The following is a 15,011-nucleotide window of genomic DNA, read 5'->3' as shown; positions in this document are numbered from 1 at the left end:
TTAGGGATATCGACAATGCAATGGATGTTCATGCTGATTGGGCTGGTGCTGGGTTGGGTACTCGACGAGTCGTTCAGCGATGCGCTGCTGGGCGCGCTGCTCGGGTTGGGTATTGGCCAGGCCATTCGCATTGGCCGCTTGGGTTCGCAAGCTGACGAGCAACGCCGTCTGCTTGAACAGGCGAAGGTGGCGCTGAATGCGGTCGAGCAACGTCTGGCATTGCTGGAGGTGTCAGGCGTCAAGGCGCCCCAAACCAGTGAGCCAGTTACCAGCGAAGCCGCTGCACCTCCTGAATTCACGCTCGACGAAATCCCTGCCGAGGCCCCGGAGCTGATCTGGGAACTCCCTCCCGAACTGGAACCGATCACCGCGGCCGCCGCCGAAGCGAGCCGTCCAGTGCCCGTCGATCCCTGGAAACCCGAACCGGTCGCCCGCGAGCCGCAACAGCCCGCCATCCCGCGCGGCCCGAACTTCATCGACCGCGCCATCAGCGGCGCCCGCAACTGGTTGTTCGGCGGCAACACTGTGCTGCGGGTCGGTGTGGTGCTGTTGTTTCTCGGTCTGGCCTTCCTGCTGCGTTACGCCACCGAAGGTATGGTGGTGCCGATCGAGTTGCGTTACGCCGGTGTTGCGGCGGCCGCGTTGGGCCTGCTCGGCCTGGGCTGGTGGCTGCGACTGCGCAACAGCCATTACGCGTTGATGTTGCAGGGCACCGGGATCGCGGTGTTGTACCTGACCGTGTTTGCCGCAATGCGCCTGCATCCACTGCTCGATCCTACTGCCGCGTTATGCCTGCTGGTCGCGGTGACGGTGTTCTCGGCGATTCTCGCCATCACCCAGGACGCTCTGGGTCTCGCCGCCGCTGCGGCGCTCGGCGGTTTCGCGGCGCCAATCCTGACCTCCACCGGTGCCGGCAACCATGTCGCGCTGTTCAGCTACTTTGCCTTGCTCAACGCCGGCATCCTCGCCATCGCCTGGTTCAAGGCCTGGCGGCTGCTCAACTTGATCGGCTTCGTCGGCACCTTCGGCATCGGTTTCGCCTGGGGCCTGCGTTCCTATACCCCGGAACTGTTGTGGAGCACCGAACCGTTCCTGATTGTGTTTTTCCTGATGTACCTGGCCATCGGTCTGCTGTTCGCCCGGCGCAAGTTGCTGGAAATGAGTGACGCGCCCGAGGATGACAGCCGTGAGGCGATGCTGCACTGGTCGACGCACAAGGGTGATTACGTCGACGGCACGATGCTGTTCGGTCCTCCGTTGGTGGGCTTCGGTCTGCAGTTCGCTCTGGTTCAGCATCTCGAGTTTGCCGCAGCCTTCAGCGCGTTGGCGTTGGGCATGATTTACATGGGACTGGCACGGTTGCTGATGGGCGGACGAGCGTTGCTGCTGGCGGAAACCTGCCTGGCACTGGGGGTGATCTTCGCCAGCCTTGCGATTCCGTTGGGTCTCGATGCGCACTGGACCGCCGCCGCCTGGGCGGTGGAAGGCGCGGGGATCTTCTGGCTCGGCCTGCGTCAGCAACGACCGCTGGCCCGAGCCTTTGCCTTGCTGTTGCAATTAGGCTCGGCCCTGGCCTTCCTCAGTGAACTGCGGGTCGGTGAAAGCAGCCTGCTCGACGGTGCGCCGCTTGGTGCGTTGATGCTCGGCGTGGCGTTGTTGTTCAGCTTCTATCAATTGCGCAAAGCCTTGCCGGAACAGGCTTCGCAGTGGGAACGCAAAGGGCTGCCCGTATTGGCCTGCCTTGGCCTGACTTTCCTCTATCTGCTGGCGCCCTTGTTCTTCTTCACTCACGGCACGGCGATCAGTTGGGCGCTGGCGGGGTTGGCGACCTTGTTTGTCGGACTGCGTCTGCAATCGCGCACCTTCCTGTTCACCGCGTTCGCCGTGCAGTTGCTCGCAGGTGCGTTGTTCCTGCTGCGGCTGCAAGGTTCGAGCGGTGAATCTGCGGCCGTATTCAGCGCCGGTTGGAGCGGTTTGCTCAGCGCGTCCCTGATCGGTCTGGCATTGATCGCCGGCATGTTGCTGGCCGCTCGCGACGACATGGTGCGCAGCGATGTGCGGCTGTTGCGCGGCTTGTCCGTGGTGCTGCTCGCCGGTCTGGTGTTGATCAATCTGGCGGTGCTGTTTGTCCTGCCATGGCAAACGGCGAGTGCGGTATGGGCGGCCAGCGGTCTGTTTATCCTCTGGCTGAGTCTGTACCTGAAGCAACGCGTAAGTTTTGTCTTCGGTCTGCTATTGCAGGTGATTGGCGGCGCGGCGTTCTTGTTCGCGGGCCCGGACCTGCTCGGGCCGCTGGCCAGCGAAGGTTTGCGCCCGTTGGCTCATAGCGGTTTCTGGACGCCGCTGGTGTTGGGCCTGGCCGCGTTGGTCGGGGCCTGGCGCTTGCAGCTCGGTAACCATGCCACGGCGTTCGATGTGCTGAGCTTGCAGCGCTTGTCCGAAGTGCTGCTGGTGTGGGGCGCGGGTTGGTGGGCGCTGGCGTGGGTCAGTGAAGTGCTGCGCTTCGCACCATTGAATCTGCAAGCGACGTTGTTGCTGGCGGTCGCGGCGGTGAGCGTTGCGCTGTGGACGGTGATGGCGTTGCGTTTGAAATGGTCGTCGCTGGGCTTGCTCTGCACCTTGCTGATGCCTGCGGCCGGTTTGGTGTTGCTGGCTGCGTGGCACTCGCGTTACCACCCGGCGGCCAACTTGGGTTGGCTGGTATGGGCGGCCGTGTTCGTTGTGCATTTCATCTCCCTGCGACGTCTGGCGCCGATGCTGCCGGCGCGCGCCCTCAGTACCGCCCACGTGCTCGGCTGCTGGCTATTGATCGGCGTGCTGGCCCTGGAGCTGCGTTACGGCCTGTTACTGTTGTCCGAGCAATACAACGCCTGGCGCTGGTTGGGTTGGGCGATTCTGCCGAGCCTATATCTGGTACTCGCGGCGGCAAACCGCACCTGGCCATGGCCGGTGTCGGTTTATTCGCGTGAATACCGTGTGTACGCGGCGGCACCGCTGGCGGTGCTGATGCTCGGCTGGTTCTGGCTGGCGAATGTCGTCAGCGACGGTACCGCCGAGCCGTTGCCTTACGTGCCGCTGATCAACCCGCTGGAGTTGGGCCTGCTGTTTGCGCTGTTCGGGGTTTATGTCTGGTCCCGCAGCGCCGTGACGCAACTGTCGATCCGCAAGGACTACTTTGATCACGCCACGCAACTGATCGCTGGCGCCTCGCTGTTTGTGTTCTTTACTGCGTTGGTGATGCGCACGGCTCACCATTGGGGCGGTGTGCCGTTCGAGCTGGATGCGTTGCTCGAATCCATGCGGGTGCAGGCCGGTCTGTCTATCGTCTGGACCTTGATGGCCCTGAGTCTGATGATCGGCGGTCATCTGCGTCATCGCCGCGAAGTCTGGCTGATCGGTGCGGCGCTGATCGGTGTGGTGGTGGCCAAACTGTTCTTTGTCGAGTTGAGTAACCGCGGCGGACTCGCCCGGATCGTCTCGTTTATCGGCGTTGGCGTGTTGCTGTTGGTCGTGGGCTATTTCGCCCCGTTGCCGCCCAAGCGCGCCGAGGCTTTGCCGGAGGCTGAAAAACCGGCCCCGGAAACCGAAGGAGTGTCGTCTTGAGTCAGAAGCTGAACCTGGGCTGGTTGGGCGCTGTAGCGCTGGGTGTGGCGCTGTCGGCCAGTGCTCAGGAAAAACCGGCGGACTTCGCCACACAGGTGCCGTTGTTGGTAACCGGCGAAGGTCCGTGGTATCGCCTCGAATTACCCTTGAGTGTGCAATTGAATGCGCGGCAAACCGATCTCGGCGATGTGCGCGTGTTCAATGCCGCCGGTGAGGCTCAGGCTTATTCCTTGGCCCGCGCGCCGGTGCAAACCAGCGAGAACCGCACCCTGACCGACGTGAAATGGTTCCCGCTGTACAACTCGGCGGACTCCACCGAGCACGCACCGAGCGTGCGGGTGCAATCGAGCGCCAACGGCACGCTGGTCGAAGTGCAGCCGTCCAGTCAGCTGGAAGCGGGTGAAGAAATGCTGCGCGGCTGGTTGCTCGACGCCAGCAGCATCAAAGCACCGTTGCAGCAGTTGATCCTCGACTGGACCAGCGAACGCGACGGCTTCCAGCGTTTCACCCTCGAAGCCAGCGACGACTTGCAGCACTGGCAGTCCTGGGGCGAAGGTCAGGTGGCACGCCTGACGTTTGCCGATGAACGGGTCGAGCAGCATGAAGTCGCTCTGCCGGGTCAATCGGCCCGTTATCTGCGCTTGCTGTGGAACACGCCGCAATCGGCCCCGACATTGACCTCGGCACAACTGCAAAGCGCCAAGACCCGCAGCCTGCCGCTACCGTTGGTCTGGTCACAACCGCTGGCCGGCAGCAGCGTGAAGGCGGGTGATTACACCTGGCAATTACCCATGGGACTGAATGTCGAGCGCTTGCAGGTCGAGTTGAGTCAGCCCAACAGTTTGGCGCCAGTCACCTTGTCCGGTCGTCGGGAAAGCAGCCTGCCGTGGCAGCCGCTGAGCAGCGGTTTGCTCTATCGCCTGACCCAGAATGGCCAGGACGTGGTGCAGAATGAATTGCAGCTGTCGGGGCAAACTGTGCAGCAGTTGAAGCTGACGGTGGACGAGCGCGGCGGCGGCCTGGGAGCCGAGGCACCGACTGTACGGTTCGCTGTGCGCTCCACTCAATTGGTGTTCCTGGCGCGCGGAGCGGGGCCTTATACGCTCGCGCTGGGAAGTGCCACGGTGAAGGCGGCGAGCCTGCCGCTGTCGACGTTGATTCCGGATTACAGCGCTGCAAAGTTGGCGACGTTGGGCAAGGCTATGGTGGATGGCGGGGCGGTGGTCACGCCGGCGTCGACAGTGACAACGGCTGCTGCGACTGACACAAACTGGAAGAAGTTCGGGTTGTGGGCGGTGTTGCTGCTCAGCGTTCTGGTTCTGGCCGCGATGGCATTCAGTCTGTTGCGCAAGCCGCCGGTCAACCCTTGAATCTGGCAGCAACGCCCGGTGCACATCCGGGCGGTTTCGAACTACGCTCAACCGGGCGCATGAACTCTATTGGGTGTAACACGTCTGATAGGAGGAAATGCGCCCCGACTCGCGTTAAACTGCGCGGGTTTTTAGCCCCCCCATTCCACCGGAGCCTTCCATGTCCCGCGTTACCCTGAGTCGCTATTTGATTGAGCAGACCCGTAGCAACAACACTCCTGCCGATCTGCGTTTCCTGATCGAAGTGGTGGCGCGCGCCTGTAAAGAAATCAGCCACGCCGTGTCCAAGGGCGCCCTCGGTGGTGTTCTGGGCAGCATGGGCACCGAAAACGTCCAAGGCGAAGTGCAGAAGAAACTCGACGTGATCTCCAACGAGATCCTGCTCGAAGCCAACGAATGGGGCGGTCACCTGGCCGGCATGGCGTCCGAAGAAATGGACAATGCCTACCAGATCCCGGGCAAATACCCGAAAGGCGCGTACCTGCTGGTATTCGACCCACTGGACGGCTCGTCGAACATCGATATCAACGCACCGGTCGGTACTATCTTCTCGGTGCTGCGTTGCCCAAGTGAATACCTGAGCCAGAACGAAGCCTTGAACGAAAAGGCCTTCCTGCAGCCAGGCACCGAGCAGGTAGCTGCCGGTTACGCCATCTACGGCCCGCAGACCATGCTGGTGCTGACCTTGGGCGACGGCGTAAAAGGCTTCACCCTGGACCGTGAAATGGGCAGCTTCGTGCTGACCCATGAAGACATCAAGATCCCGGAGTCCACCCAGGAGTTCGCGATCAACGCGTCCAACCAGCGTCACTGGGAAGCTCCAGTACAACGCTATGTCGGCGAATTGCTGGCTGGCGATGAAGGTCCGCTGAAAAAGAACTACAACATGCGCTGGGTCGCCGCGATGGTTGCCGACGTGCACCGTATCCTGACCCGTGGCGGTCTGTTCATGTACCCACGTGACAGCCGCGAGCCGTCCAAGCCGGGCAAGCTGCGTCTGATGTACGAAGCCAACCCGATGTCGTTCCTGGTTGAACAGGCCGGCGGCGCTTCCACCGATGGCCATCAGCGCATCCTCGACATCAAGCCTGACGGCTTGCACCAGCGTGTCGCGGTGTTCCTCGGCTCGAAAGAAGAAGTCGCACGCGTCACGGCTTATCACAAGGAATAAACATGACCGCGCCCTGGCAGCCGTTGCTCGAATGGTGGTTCGGAACGTTCGAATCCCCCAACGAAATTGCGGCTGACAAGGGCAAGTTATGGTTCGGCAAGCGCGACAGCCAGGACCTCGAAGCGCAGACGCGTTTCGGGGACTGGGTCGAGCAGGCACTGGCCGGCGGATTGACCGAATGGGCGCAACGCCCCGAAGGTTGGCTGGCCCTGGTGCTGCTGCTCGATCAACTTCCACGAATGATCTTTCGCGACACTCCCCAATCCTTTTCAGGCGATCTCAGGGCTCAGGCACTGGTGGCGCAAGGCATCGCTGCGGACTTCGATCGGCAGTTGCGGCCGATCCAGCGGGTGTTCATCTACCTGGTGTTTGAGCATTGCGAGAATCTGGCGGTGCAGAACGAGGCGGTTTCGCGGTTTATCGAGTTACTGGCGCAGCAACCGGAGGCTGATCGAGCGGTGTTTGCCGATAACCTGGATTATGCCGAGCGGCATCGGAAGGTGATTGCGCGGTTTGGGCGGTTTCCGCATAGGAATGCGGTGTTGGGAAGGGAATCTACGGCAGAGGAGTTGGCGTTTCTTTCGGGGCCTGGGTCACGCTTCTAAATGATCGTTCCCACGCTCTGCGTGGGAATGCCTCTACGGACGCTCCGCGTTCGGCTCTTGGGACGCAGAGCGTCCCGGGCTGCATTCCCACGCGGAGCGTGGGAACGATCAAGTGAAGCGCTTAAATCCGGAAGCTACCCACCAACTGCTTCAACCGCGCCGCCTGCTGCTCAAGATCGGCACACGCGCGCAAGGTCGACTGCAAGTTCTCCACACCCTCCTGGTTCAACGTGTTGATTTCGGTAATGTCGACGTTGATCGACTCCACCACCGCGGTCTGCTCTTCCGTTGCAGTGGCCACCGACTGGTTCATCCCGTCGATCTCACCGATCCGCTGAGTCACGCTGCCCAGACGTTCGCCCGCCTGGTTGGCGATGCCGACGCTGCTTTCGCTCTGGCGTTGGCTGTCGGTCATGGTGCTCACGGCTTCTCGGGCGCCGACTTGCAGTTCCTCGATCATCTTCTGCACTTGCTGCGCCGAATCCTGAGTACGGTGCGCAAGGTTACGCACCTCGTCCGCGACCACGGCAAATCCACGACCGGCTTCACCGGCACGGGCCGCTTCGATGGCTGCGTTGAGGGCCAGCAAGTTGGTCTGCTGGGAGATGCTGGTGATCACTTCCAGAATCTGCCCGATGTTCACGGTGTTGCTGTTGAGCGTTTCGATGTTGCCGCACGAATCGCTGATCTTCGCCGAGAGCTGCTGCATCGCCGCGATGGTTTTATCGACGACTTGCTGACCGTCTTCGGCCAATGCGCGAGCATCGCTCGAATGCTGAGAGGCGAGGGCGGCGTTCTGGGCGATTTCCTGGGCGGCGGCGCCCAGCTCGTTGATGGCTGCGGCCACGCTGCTGGTGCGCGAGGCTTGCTGGTCGGAGTTGAACATCGACGAGTTCGACGCGGCAACCACACGCAGCGCGACTTCATTGACCTGGCCAGTGGCCGAGGACACTTCGCGAATCGACGTATGAATACGCTCCACAAAACGGTTGAACGAGGTGCCCAGCGCACCAAACTCATCGTGGCCGTGGATGGTCAGGCGTTTGGTCAGGTCACCTTCGCCTTCGGCGATGTCATGCATCGCGCGACCCATGGTCAGCAACGGCTGCATCAAGAAGCTGATCAGCATGCCCAACAACACGATGATGATCACCACGGCGATAACCATGGCGATGATCGCCGACGTGCGGAATTCGCTGAGCATCGAGAACGCGGTGTCCTGATCCAGCACCAGCGCCACGTACCAGTCTGCCGAGGGCACACCGTTGACGTGTGTAAAGGAGATGAATTGAGTCTTGCCGTCGATCTCGACTTCTTTCATGCCCGGGCTGACTTTCGGGGCGCCGTTAGGGTAGGCGTCGGTCAGGCTCTTGAGTACCAGTTTGCTGTCCGGGTGAATCAGGATCTTGCCGTCGGCACTGACGATAAAGGCATGGCCGTGGCCGCCGAAGTTCAGCGAGTTGATGATCGCGCTGACGCTGGACAGGTCAATGTCTGCGCCGGCGACGCCGATCATTTGAGTCTGATGTTTCACCGGCGTGGCGACGGTGATCACCAGTTTGCCCGACGACGCGGCGATATACGGTTCGGTGACGATGGTCTGTTGCGCGCTGTTGGCCGCCTTGTACCAGCCACGGGCGCGGGGATCGTAATCCGCCGCACGATTGCCAGCCGGGACCGAAAACATCACGCCGTCGGTGCCACCGAAGTAGCTCAGCTGAAAATTACTGGTGTAGGCCGGCAGGTCGATGGCGCGCTTGAGGTTGGCCTGGGCGCTGCCGTCCACCGCGATCTGCTGGGACAGCGATTGCAGCAACTGAATGCGGCTTTCCAGCCAGATTTGGATGTTGCTGGTGGTCAGGCTGCCGAGTTCCTGCATTGAGGATTCGGTACTGCTGCGCAGGGTTTGCCGCTGGCGGTAGTCGTTGAAGAGGATGAAACAAGCGAATGCAACGGCCACCACGAGGGCGGCAGCCAACAAGATCTTGTGGCTGAACTTCATGTTTCTGGTCATTAAGTGAGCTACCGCGGCGGGGGCTGGTCAAAAGGGCGTCTTGCGTTGCTTTTATGTCGACCAGCCGACGCCAAAGATTAGGCGGTTTTTGCGAAAACCGACGAAATACTCAATTGCGAAAGAAAGTGGCTGATTTTTCGAAACAAGGCAGACGAGCGGCCTGATAAATAGCCGGCCGGCCAGGGAACCAGACAGGGGTTTTCTCTTCTAAGCTTCAGCTTGGCAGCCATGCCATTCCCCTTCGCCCCAGGAGCTACACCATGTCGCTGCGTTCTATCGCCCTGCTTTCGTTCTGCGTGTTGTTGGCCGCTTGCAGCAAGATCAATCAGGAAAACTACTCGAAGCTGTCGTCAGGCATGCCCAAGGCCGAGGTAGAAACCTTGCTGGGTAAACCCGCCGATTGCTCGGGCGCGCTCGGCATGTCCAGTTGTACCTGGGGCGACAAGAACAGCTTTATCAGCGTGCAGTACGCCGGTGACAAAGTGCTGATGTTTTCTGGCCAAGGCCTGAAGTAATCCGGGGCTATGCGCCCACGGGAGAAAAACAATGAAACGGTTACTGATAGTCCTTTTAGCCGGCCTGGTTTTGGCCGGCTGCGCCACTTCCGGCGTAGATCCGTTGGCACCGAAAACCGCCAATAGCCTCAATCTCAAGAAGTACCAAGGGACCTGGTACGAATTGGCTCGTCTGCCGATGTATTTCCAGCGCAACTGCGCGCAATCCGAAGCCCATTACACGCTCAAGCCTGACGGCAAAGTGTTGGTGCTGAATCGCTGCCTGACGGCAGACTGGCAATGGGAAGAGGCCAAAGGCGTGGCCTGGCCACAGGAGCCGGGCAAAACCGACAAGCTGTGGGTCGAGTTCGATACCTGGTTTTCGCGGCTGATTCCGGGTATGGCGAAGGGAGAGTACTGGGTGTTGTACGTCAGCGATGACTACAAGACCGCCATTGTTGGCGATCCGAGCCGCAAGTATCTGTGGCTGCTGTCACGGACCCCGACGGTCAATGGCGTAGTGCGTGAGGAATTGCTGAGCAAGGCACGTCAGCAGGGCTACGACACCACGCGACTGATCTGGCGCGCGACAGATACGCAGATGGCCAAGACCTCAAACTGATTACTCCGCTACTGATCGTTCCCACGCTCCGCGTGGGAATGCCTCAATGGACGCTCTACGTCCGCTGTTGGGACGCGGAGCGCCCCGGGCTGCATTCCTTTGCTGCGCGTGGGAACGATCAGTGAGGGGTCAGCCCAGGAGATCGCGCAAAACCTGGGTGAAGGCGCGGTTGCTTTCTTCTTCCCCGGCATGACGCCCGTCGCGCACAACCCACTGGCCATTGACCAGTACATCGCGCACTTGGCGATCGCCTCCGGCAAACAACCAACGATTCAGAATCCCGTCGCCACTGGCAGTCGCCAGGTACGGATCGTTGCCATCCAGCACCAGCCAATCCGCGCGTTTGCCAACTTCCAGCGCGCCAATCGGCTGACCCAACGCCTGAGCCCCGCCATCCAGCGCTGCGTCGTACAGCGTGCGGCCAACCATCGGCTGATCCGCGCCATACAAACGATTACGTCGTTGGTCGCGCAGACGCTGGCCATATTCCAGCCAGCGCAATTCTTCCACCACGCTCAATGACACATGACTGTCGGAGCCGATTCCCATGCGCCCGCCCTGAGCGAGGAAATCCACCGCCGGGAAGATACCGTCGCCGAGGTTGGCTTCGGTCGTCAGGCACAAGCCGGCGATGGCGCGACTCTTGGCCATCAGCGTGACTTCTTCCGGGTTGGCGTGGGTCGCATGAACCAGGCACCAGCGTTGATCGACCTCGGTGTTTTCGTACAGCCATTGCAGCGGACGGCGACCGCTCCAGCCCAGGCAGTCATCGACTTCTTTCTGCTGCTCGGCGATGTGAATGTGCACCGGGCACTGCTTGTCGCTGGCGGCCAGCACTTCGCTGATTTGCTGCGGTGTTACCGCACGCAACGAGTGGAAACACAAACCCAGCGACTGCGCCGGTTGTTGCGCCAGGATTGGCTGCAAGCGCGACTGAAGCTTGAGGTAGTTTTCGGTGCTGTTGATAAAGCGACGTTGACCTTCGTTCGGGGCTTGACCGCCGAACCCGGAATGGCTGTACAGCACCGGCAGCAGGGTCAGGCCGATACCGGCAGAACTGGCGGCCTGGCTGATGCGTAGCGCCAGTTCGGCCGGGTCCGCGTAAGGTTGGCCGCTCGTGTCGTGGTGCACGTAATGAAATTCCGCGACCGAGGTGTAACCGGCCTTGAGCATTTCGATGTACAACTGACGGGCGATGACGCCGAGCTGCTCCGGGCTGATTTTTCCGACGAGGCGATACATCAAATCGCGCCAGGTCCAGAAACTGTCATTCGGATTACCCGCCACTTCCGCCAGCCCGGCCATGGCCCGCTGGAAGGCGTGGGAGTGTAAATTCGGCATACCAGGTAGCAGCGGACCGCTAAGCCGTTCGGCACCATCTGCGTTTGAATCGGCCTGGATATGGGTCAACACGCCATCGGCGCTGACCTCAAGACGTACATTGTTGGCCCATCCACTAGGCAGCAGCGCGCGTTCGGCAAAGAAGGCGGACATGGTTCAGCACCCCATCGTGTGTTATTTGTATATACATATACAGACGTTTGCCTGCTCGGTAAACTCCGGCAAGCTAGCAACCTCTCTTCAACGAACAAGGATTAACCGTGCCGACTCCGCCTGCAGTCTCTCCGTTGGCCGCACACATGGGCGACAGTCCGGCGCCCTTGTACGCCCGCGTCAAACAGATGATCACCCAGCAAATCGACAGTGGAAACTGGCCGCCGCATTACCGCGTTCCGTCGGAAAGTGAGCTGGTCAACCAGCTGGGTTTCAGCCGCATGACCATCAACCGTGCCCTGCGCGAGATGACCGCCGACGGTCTGTTGGTGCGCATGCAAGGTGTCGGGACTTTTGTCGCCGAGCCGAAAAGTCAGTCCGCGCTGTTTGAAGTGCACAACATCGCCGACGAAATCGCCTCCCGTGGCCATCGCCATACCTGCAAGGTCATCACCCTCGAAGAAGAGGCCGCCGGTTCCGAGCGCGCCTTGGCGCTGGACATGCGCGAAGGCCAGAAAGTCTTTCACTCGCTGATCGTGCATTTCGAAAACGATATCCCGGTGCAAATCGAAGACCGTTTCGTCAACGCACTGGTGGCGCCGGACTACCTCAAGCAAGACTTCACCCTGCAAACGCCATACGCCTATCTGAACCAGGTCGCGCCGCTGACCGAAGGCGAGCATGTGGTCGAGGCGATTCTGGCTGAAGCCACCGAGTGCAAATTGCTGCAGATTGAAAAGGGCGAGCCGTGCCTGCTGATTCGTCGCCGCACCTGGTCCGGCCGTCAGCCGGTGACCGCCGCCCGTTTGATCCACCCTGGTTCCCGTCATCGTCTGGAAGGGCGGTTTCATAAATAGAGAGCCATAAATGAATGAGTTGAAGGTTTTACGCGCGGCCGATTACCCGCGCATGCCGTGGAAAAACGGCGGCGGCAGCACCGAAGAAATCACCCGCGATGCGGGCACCGGCCTTGATGGATTTGGCTGGCGCCTGTCGATTGCCGATATTGGCGAATCGGGTGGGTTTTCCACCTTTGCCGGTTACGAGCGGGTGATCACCGTGCTGCAAGGTGATGGAATGACCTTGCGGGTTGATGGCCAGGACACGCGGCCGTTGTTACCGCTGGACCCGTTTGCCTTCAGTGGCGAGAGCCAGGTTTCCTGCACATTGCTCGGTGGGCCGATTCGCGATTTCAACCTGATCTATGCGCCGCAGCGTTACCGCGCGCGGTTGCAGTGGCTGGACGGCGAGCAGCGGTTTTTCAGCTCGGCGGGCACTGTGCTCGTGTTCAGTGTCACCGATGAGCTTGAAGTGCAGGTCGGTAACAGTGCCTCGCAACTCGGTCGCCACGATTGCCTGCAACTCGACGGTAACGCCGGCCTGCTTGAAGTCTCCAGCAATGGGCCATGCTGCGTGATTGAGCTGACTGCACACTGATCTAACACTACCCCTGATCGTTCCCACGCTCCCGCGTGGGAATGCATCCCGTGACGCTCCGCGTCACCGTCGCAACAGCGGACGCGGAGCGTCCAAAGAGGCGTTACCACGCAGAGCGTGGGAACGATCATCTGATTCGAAACTGCGCACCAACTTGTTACCGAACGCCCCAGCGTGGCGCAAAACCACGCTCAAGTAACAGCTCTCACTTCCCTCGCAAAATCCCCCAGAAAAATTTCATCTGCGTCAAAACCCTTGGTCTACAGGCTTTCCAGCCCTTTCAAAACTTTTCTTGAACAGCCATCCAACAAGTTGGCCGCTTGATTGCATATGCTTGTATGTACAAGTAAAGACGTATGCGTATGAGTCGATCGAGACTCCTCGCAACGTCCACTGATTCGCTTGTGGCGCTTTGACGCGCACAGGCTGGCTTACCCACCGCCAGGGTTGGTTTGGATTGATCGCTGAGGAGTCTTTTTCGTGACTGACAATACCCAGAAACCTACTACCGCCTCTTTTACAAAGCACCGTGATGTTGAAATACGTGCGCAGCGCGGTAACACGCTGACCGCCAAGAGCTGGTTGACCGAAGCGCCGCTGCGCATGCTGATGAACAACCTCGACCCGGAAGTCGCCGAGAACCCTAAAGAACTGGTGGTTTACGGTGGTATCGGTCGTGCGGCACGTAACTGGGAATGCTACGACAAGATCGTCGAAAGCCTGACCCACCTGAATGACGACGAGACCCTGCTGGTGCAATCCGGCAAGCCGGTCGGTGTGTTCAAGACTCACAGCAACGCCCCGCGCGTACTGATCGCCAACTCCAACCTGGTGCCACACTGGGCGAGCTGGGAACACTTCAACGAACTCGACGCCAAAGGCCTGGCCATGTACGGCCAAATGACCGCCGGCAGCTGGATCTACATCGGCAGCCAGGGCATCGTTCAAGGTACCTACGAAACGTTCGTCGAAGCCGGTCGCCAGCACTACAACGATGACCTGACAGGTCGTTGGGTCCTGACCGCAGGCCTCGGTGGCATGGGCGGCGCTCAGCCTCTGGCCGCGACCCTGGCTGGCGCTTGCTCGCTGAATATCGAATGCCAGCAGGTCAGTATCGATTTCCGTTTGAACAGCCGTTACGTCGATGAGCAAGCCACCGACCTCGACGACGCGCTGGCCCGCATCGCCAAATACACTAAAGAAGGCAAAGCGATTTCCATCGCCCTGCTCGGCAACGCCGCTGAAATCCTTCCAGAACTGGTCAAGCGCGGCGTGCGCCCGGACATGGTCACCGACCAGACCAGCGCCCACGACCCGCTCAACGGTTACCTGCCTGCCGGCTGGACCTGGGAAGAGTACCGCGCTCGCGCCAAGACCGAGCCTGCTGCTGTGGTGAAAGCCGCCAAGCAATCGATGGCCGTGCACGTTAAAGCGATGCTCGACTTCCAGAAAATGGGTATTCCGACTTTCGACTACGGCAACAACATCCGTCAGATGGCCCAAGAAGAAGGCGTCGAGAACGCATTCGACTTCCCAGGCTTCGTACCTGCTTACATCCGTCCGCTGTTCTGCCGTGGTATCGGCCCGTTCCGTTGGGCTGCACTGTCGGGCGATCCGCAGGACATCTACAAAACCGACGCCAAAGTAAAAGAACTGATCCCGGACGACGCCCACCTGCACAACTGGCTGGACATGGCGCGCGAGCGCATCAGCTTCCAGGGTCTGCCGGCACGTATCTGCTGGGTGGGCCTGGGCCTGCGCGCCAAGCTCGGTCTGGCGTTCAACGAAATGGTTCGCAGCGGTGAATTGTCCGCGCCAATCGTGATCGGTCGCGACCACCTGGACTCCGGTTCGGTCGCCAGCCCGAACCGCGAAACCGAATCGATGCAGGACGGTTCCGACGCCGTGTCCGACTGGCCACTGCTCAACGCTCTGCTCAACACCGCGAGCGGCGCGACCTGGGTTTCCCTGCACCACGGCGGCGGCGTCGGCATGGGCTTTTCCCAGCACTCGGGCATGGTGATTGTCTGCGACGGTACTGACGAAGCGGCCGAGCGCATTGCTCGCGTTCTGCACAACGACCCGGCCACCGGTGTTATGCGTCACGCCGATGCGGGTTACCAGATCGCGATCGACTGTGCCAAGGAGCAGGGCCTGAACCTGCCGATGATTACCGGCAAATAAAACGGGCTTTGGCCTGA

General features: G+C 60.6%; 12 protein-coding genes and 1 pseudogene. 9 read left to right on the top strand and 4 right to left on the bottom strand.

The window, feature by feature from the left end; translation table 11 throughout:
* Positions 1 to 15 precede the first annotated feature (15 nt).
* The 4 genes from ACYZT5_RS22815 to ACYZT5_RS22800 all read left to right on the top strand — a co-directional run bounded on the left by ACYZT5_RS22815 (position 16) and on the right by ACYZT5_RS22800 (position 6,749).
* Positions 16 to 3,603, top strand: a complete 3,588-nt coding sequence (locus ACYZT5_RS22815; RefSeq protein ID WP_462047515.1) for a DUF2339 domain-containing protein — start codon at positions 16 to 18, stop codon at positions 3,601 to 3,603.
* Complete coding sequence (locus tag ACYZT5_RS22810) at positions 3,600 to 4,973, top strand: DUF3999 domain-containing protein (protein WP_462047514.1); 1,374 nt, start codon at positions 3,600 to 3,602, stop codon at positions 4,971 to 4,973. Before ACYZT5_RS22815 ends, ACYZT5_RS22810 begins: the two co-directional genes overlap by 4 nt.
* Positions 4,974 to 5,133: 160 nt before the next feature.
* Positions 5,134 to 6,144 carry a class 1 fructose-bisphosphatase gene (locus tag ACYZT5_RS22805; RefSeq protein ID WP_462047513.1) on the top strand — a complete coding sequence of 337 codons (1,011 nt, stop codon included), beginning with the start codon at positions 5,134 to 5,136 and terminating at the stop codon, positions 6,142 to 6,144.
* A gap of 2 nt (positions 6,145 to 6,146) precedes the next feature.
* The gene (locus tag ACYZT5_RS22800) at positions 6,147 to 6,749 is read left to right on the top strand and encodes a DUF924 family protein (RefSeq protein WP_462047512.1); all 603 of its coding nucleotides are present in this window, start codon (positions 6,147 to 6,149) and stop codon (positions 6,747 to 6,749) included.
* A 121-nt stretch (positions 6,750 to 6,870) separates the two neighbouring features.
* On the opposite strand, the gene ACYZT5_RS22795 is transcribed toward ACYZT5_RS22800, so the two are convergent.
* The 3 genes and pseudogenes from ACYZT5_RS22795 to ACYZT5_RS22785 form a co-directional block, all read right to left on the bottom strand.
* Positions 6,871 to 7,635, bottom strand: a complete 765-nt coding sequence (locus ACYZT5_RS22795) for a methyl-accepting chemotaxis protein (protein WP_370694726.1) — start codon at positions 7,633 to 7,635, stop codon at positions 6,871 to 6,873.
* 141 nt (positions 7,636 to 7,776) lie between these two features.
* Positions 7,777 to 8,628 (bottom strand): annotated as a pseudogene (locus tag ACYZT5_RS22790) (cache domain-containing protein); the annotation flags it as partial.
* 212 nt (positions 8,629 to 8,840) lie between these two features.
* Positions 8,841 to 8,993, bottom strand: coding sequence for a hypothetical protein (locus tag ACYZT5_RS22785; RefSeq protein ID WP_462047511.1), 153 nt, complete (start codon positions 8,991 to 8,993; stop codon positions 8,841 to 8,843).
* Positions 8,994 to 9,023: 30 nt separating this feature from the next.
* Here ACYZT5_RS22785 and ACYZT5_RS22780 point away from each other — a divergent pair, with 30 nt between their 5' ends.
* Complete coding sequence (locus ACYZT5_RS22780) at positions 9,024 to 9,278, top strand: lipoprotein (RefSeq protein ID WP_033055306.1); 255 nt, start codon at positions 9,024 to 9,026, stop codon at positions 9,276 to 9,278.
* Between the two features lie 31 nt (positions 9,279 to 9,309).
* On the top strand, positions 9,310 to 9,879 hold the full coding sequence (locus ACYZT5_RS22775; RefSeq protein ID WP_462047510.1) for a lipocalin family protein: 570 nt from the start codon (positions 9,310 to 9,312) through the stop codon (positions 9,877 to 9,879).
* Positions 9,880 to 10,008: 129 nt separating this feature from the next.
* Here ACYZT5_RS22775 and ACYZT5_RS22770 read toward each other — a convergent pair whose 3' ends face one another.
* Positions 10,009 to 11,373 carry a formimidoylglutamate deiminase gene (locus ACYZT5_RS22770; RefSeq protein ID WP_462047509.1) on the bottom strand — a complete coding sequence of 455 codons (1,365 nt, stop codon included), beginning with the start codon at positions 11,371 to 11,373 and terminating at the stop codon, positions 10,009 to 10,011.
* A gap of 146 nt (positions 11,374 to 11,519) precedes the next feature.
* Here ACYZT5_RS22770 and hutC point away from each other — a divergent pair, with 146 nt between their 5' ends.
* From hutC to hutU, 3 genes are all read left to right on the top strand, one after another.
* Positions 11,520 to 12,230 (top strand): histidine utilization repressor, encoded by a 711-nt coding sequence (gene hutC / locus ACYZT5_RS22765; RefSeq protein WP_462052296.1) that lies wholly within the window; start codon positions 11,520 to 11,522, stop codon positions 12,228 to 12,230.
* 10 nt (positions 12,231 to 12,240) lie between these two features.
* Positions 12,241 to 12,810, top strand: a complete 570-nt coding sequence (locus tag ACYZT5_RS22760; protein WP_462047508.1) for a HutD/Ves family protein — start codon at positions 12,241 to 12,243, stop codon at positions 12,808 to 12,810.
* A gap of 480 nt (positions 12,811 to 13,290) precedes the next feature.
* The gene (gene hutU / locus ACYZT5_RS22755; RefSeq protein WP_462047507.1) at positions 13,291 to 14,994 is read left to right on the top strand and encodes a urocanate hydratase; all 1,704 of its coding nucleotides are present in this window, start codon (positions 13,291 to 13,293) and stop codon (positions 14,992 to 14,994) included.
* The last annotated feature ends 17 nt before the right edge of the window (positions 14,995 to 15,011 follow it).

The organism is Pseudomonas sp. LB3P14 (genome assembly GCF_054898045.1).
This window is presented reverse-complemented; position numbering and strand designations above follow the sequence as displayed.

Bases quoted from the DNA above. Each gene is read 5' to 3' on its own strand.
- ACYZT5_RS22805 (WP_462047513.1), top strand. From the start codon at position 5,134: ATGTCCCGCGTTACCCTGAGTCGCTATTTGATTGAGCAGACCCGTAGC.
- ACYZT5_RS22800 (WP_462047512.1), top strand. From the start codon at position 6,147: ATGACCGCGCCCTGGCAGCCGTTGCTCGAATGGTGGTTCGGAACGTTC.
- ACYZT5_RS22775 (WP_462047510.1), top strand. From the start codon at position 9,310: ATGAAACGGTTACTGATAGTCCTTTTAGCCGGCCTGGTTTTGGCCGGC.
- ACYZT5_RS22795 (WP_370694726.1), bottom strand. From the start codon at position 7,635: ATGTTCAACTCCGACCAGCAAGCCTCGCGCACCAGCAGCGTGGCCGCA.
- ACYZT5_RS22760 (WP_462047508.1), top strand. From the start codon at position 12,241: ATGAATGAGTTGAAGGTTTTACGCGCGGCCGATTACCCGCGCATGCCG.
- ACYZT5_RS22815 (WP_462047515.1), top strand. From the start codon at position 16: ATGCAATGGATGTTCATGCTGATTGGGCTGGTGCTGGGTTGGGTACTC.
- ACYZT5_RS22780 (WP_033055306.1), top strand. From the start codon at position 9,024: ATGTCGCTGCGTTCTATCGCCCTGCTTTCGTTCTGCGTGTTGTTGGCC.
- ACYZT5_RS22785 (WP_462047511.1), bottom strand. From the start codon at position 8,993: ATGGCTGCCAAGCTGAAGCTTAGAAGAGAAAACCCCTGTCTGGTTCCC.
- hutC (WP_462052296.1), top strand. From the start codon at position 11,520: ATGGGCGACAGTCCGGCGCCCTTGTACGCCCGCGTCAAACAGATGATC.
- ACYZT5_RS22770 (WP_462047509.1), bottom strand. From the start codon at position 11,373: ATGTCCGCCTTCTTTGCCGAACGCGCGCTGCTGCCTAGTGGATGGGCC.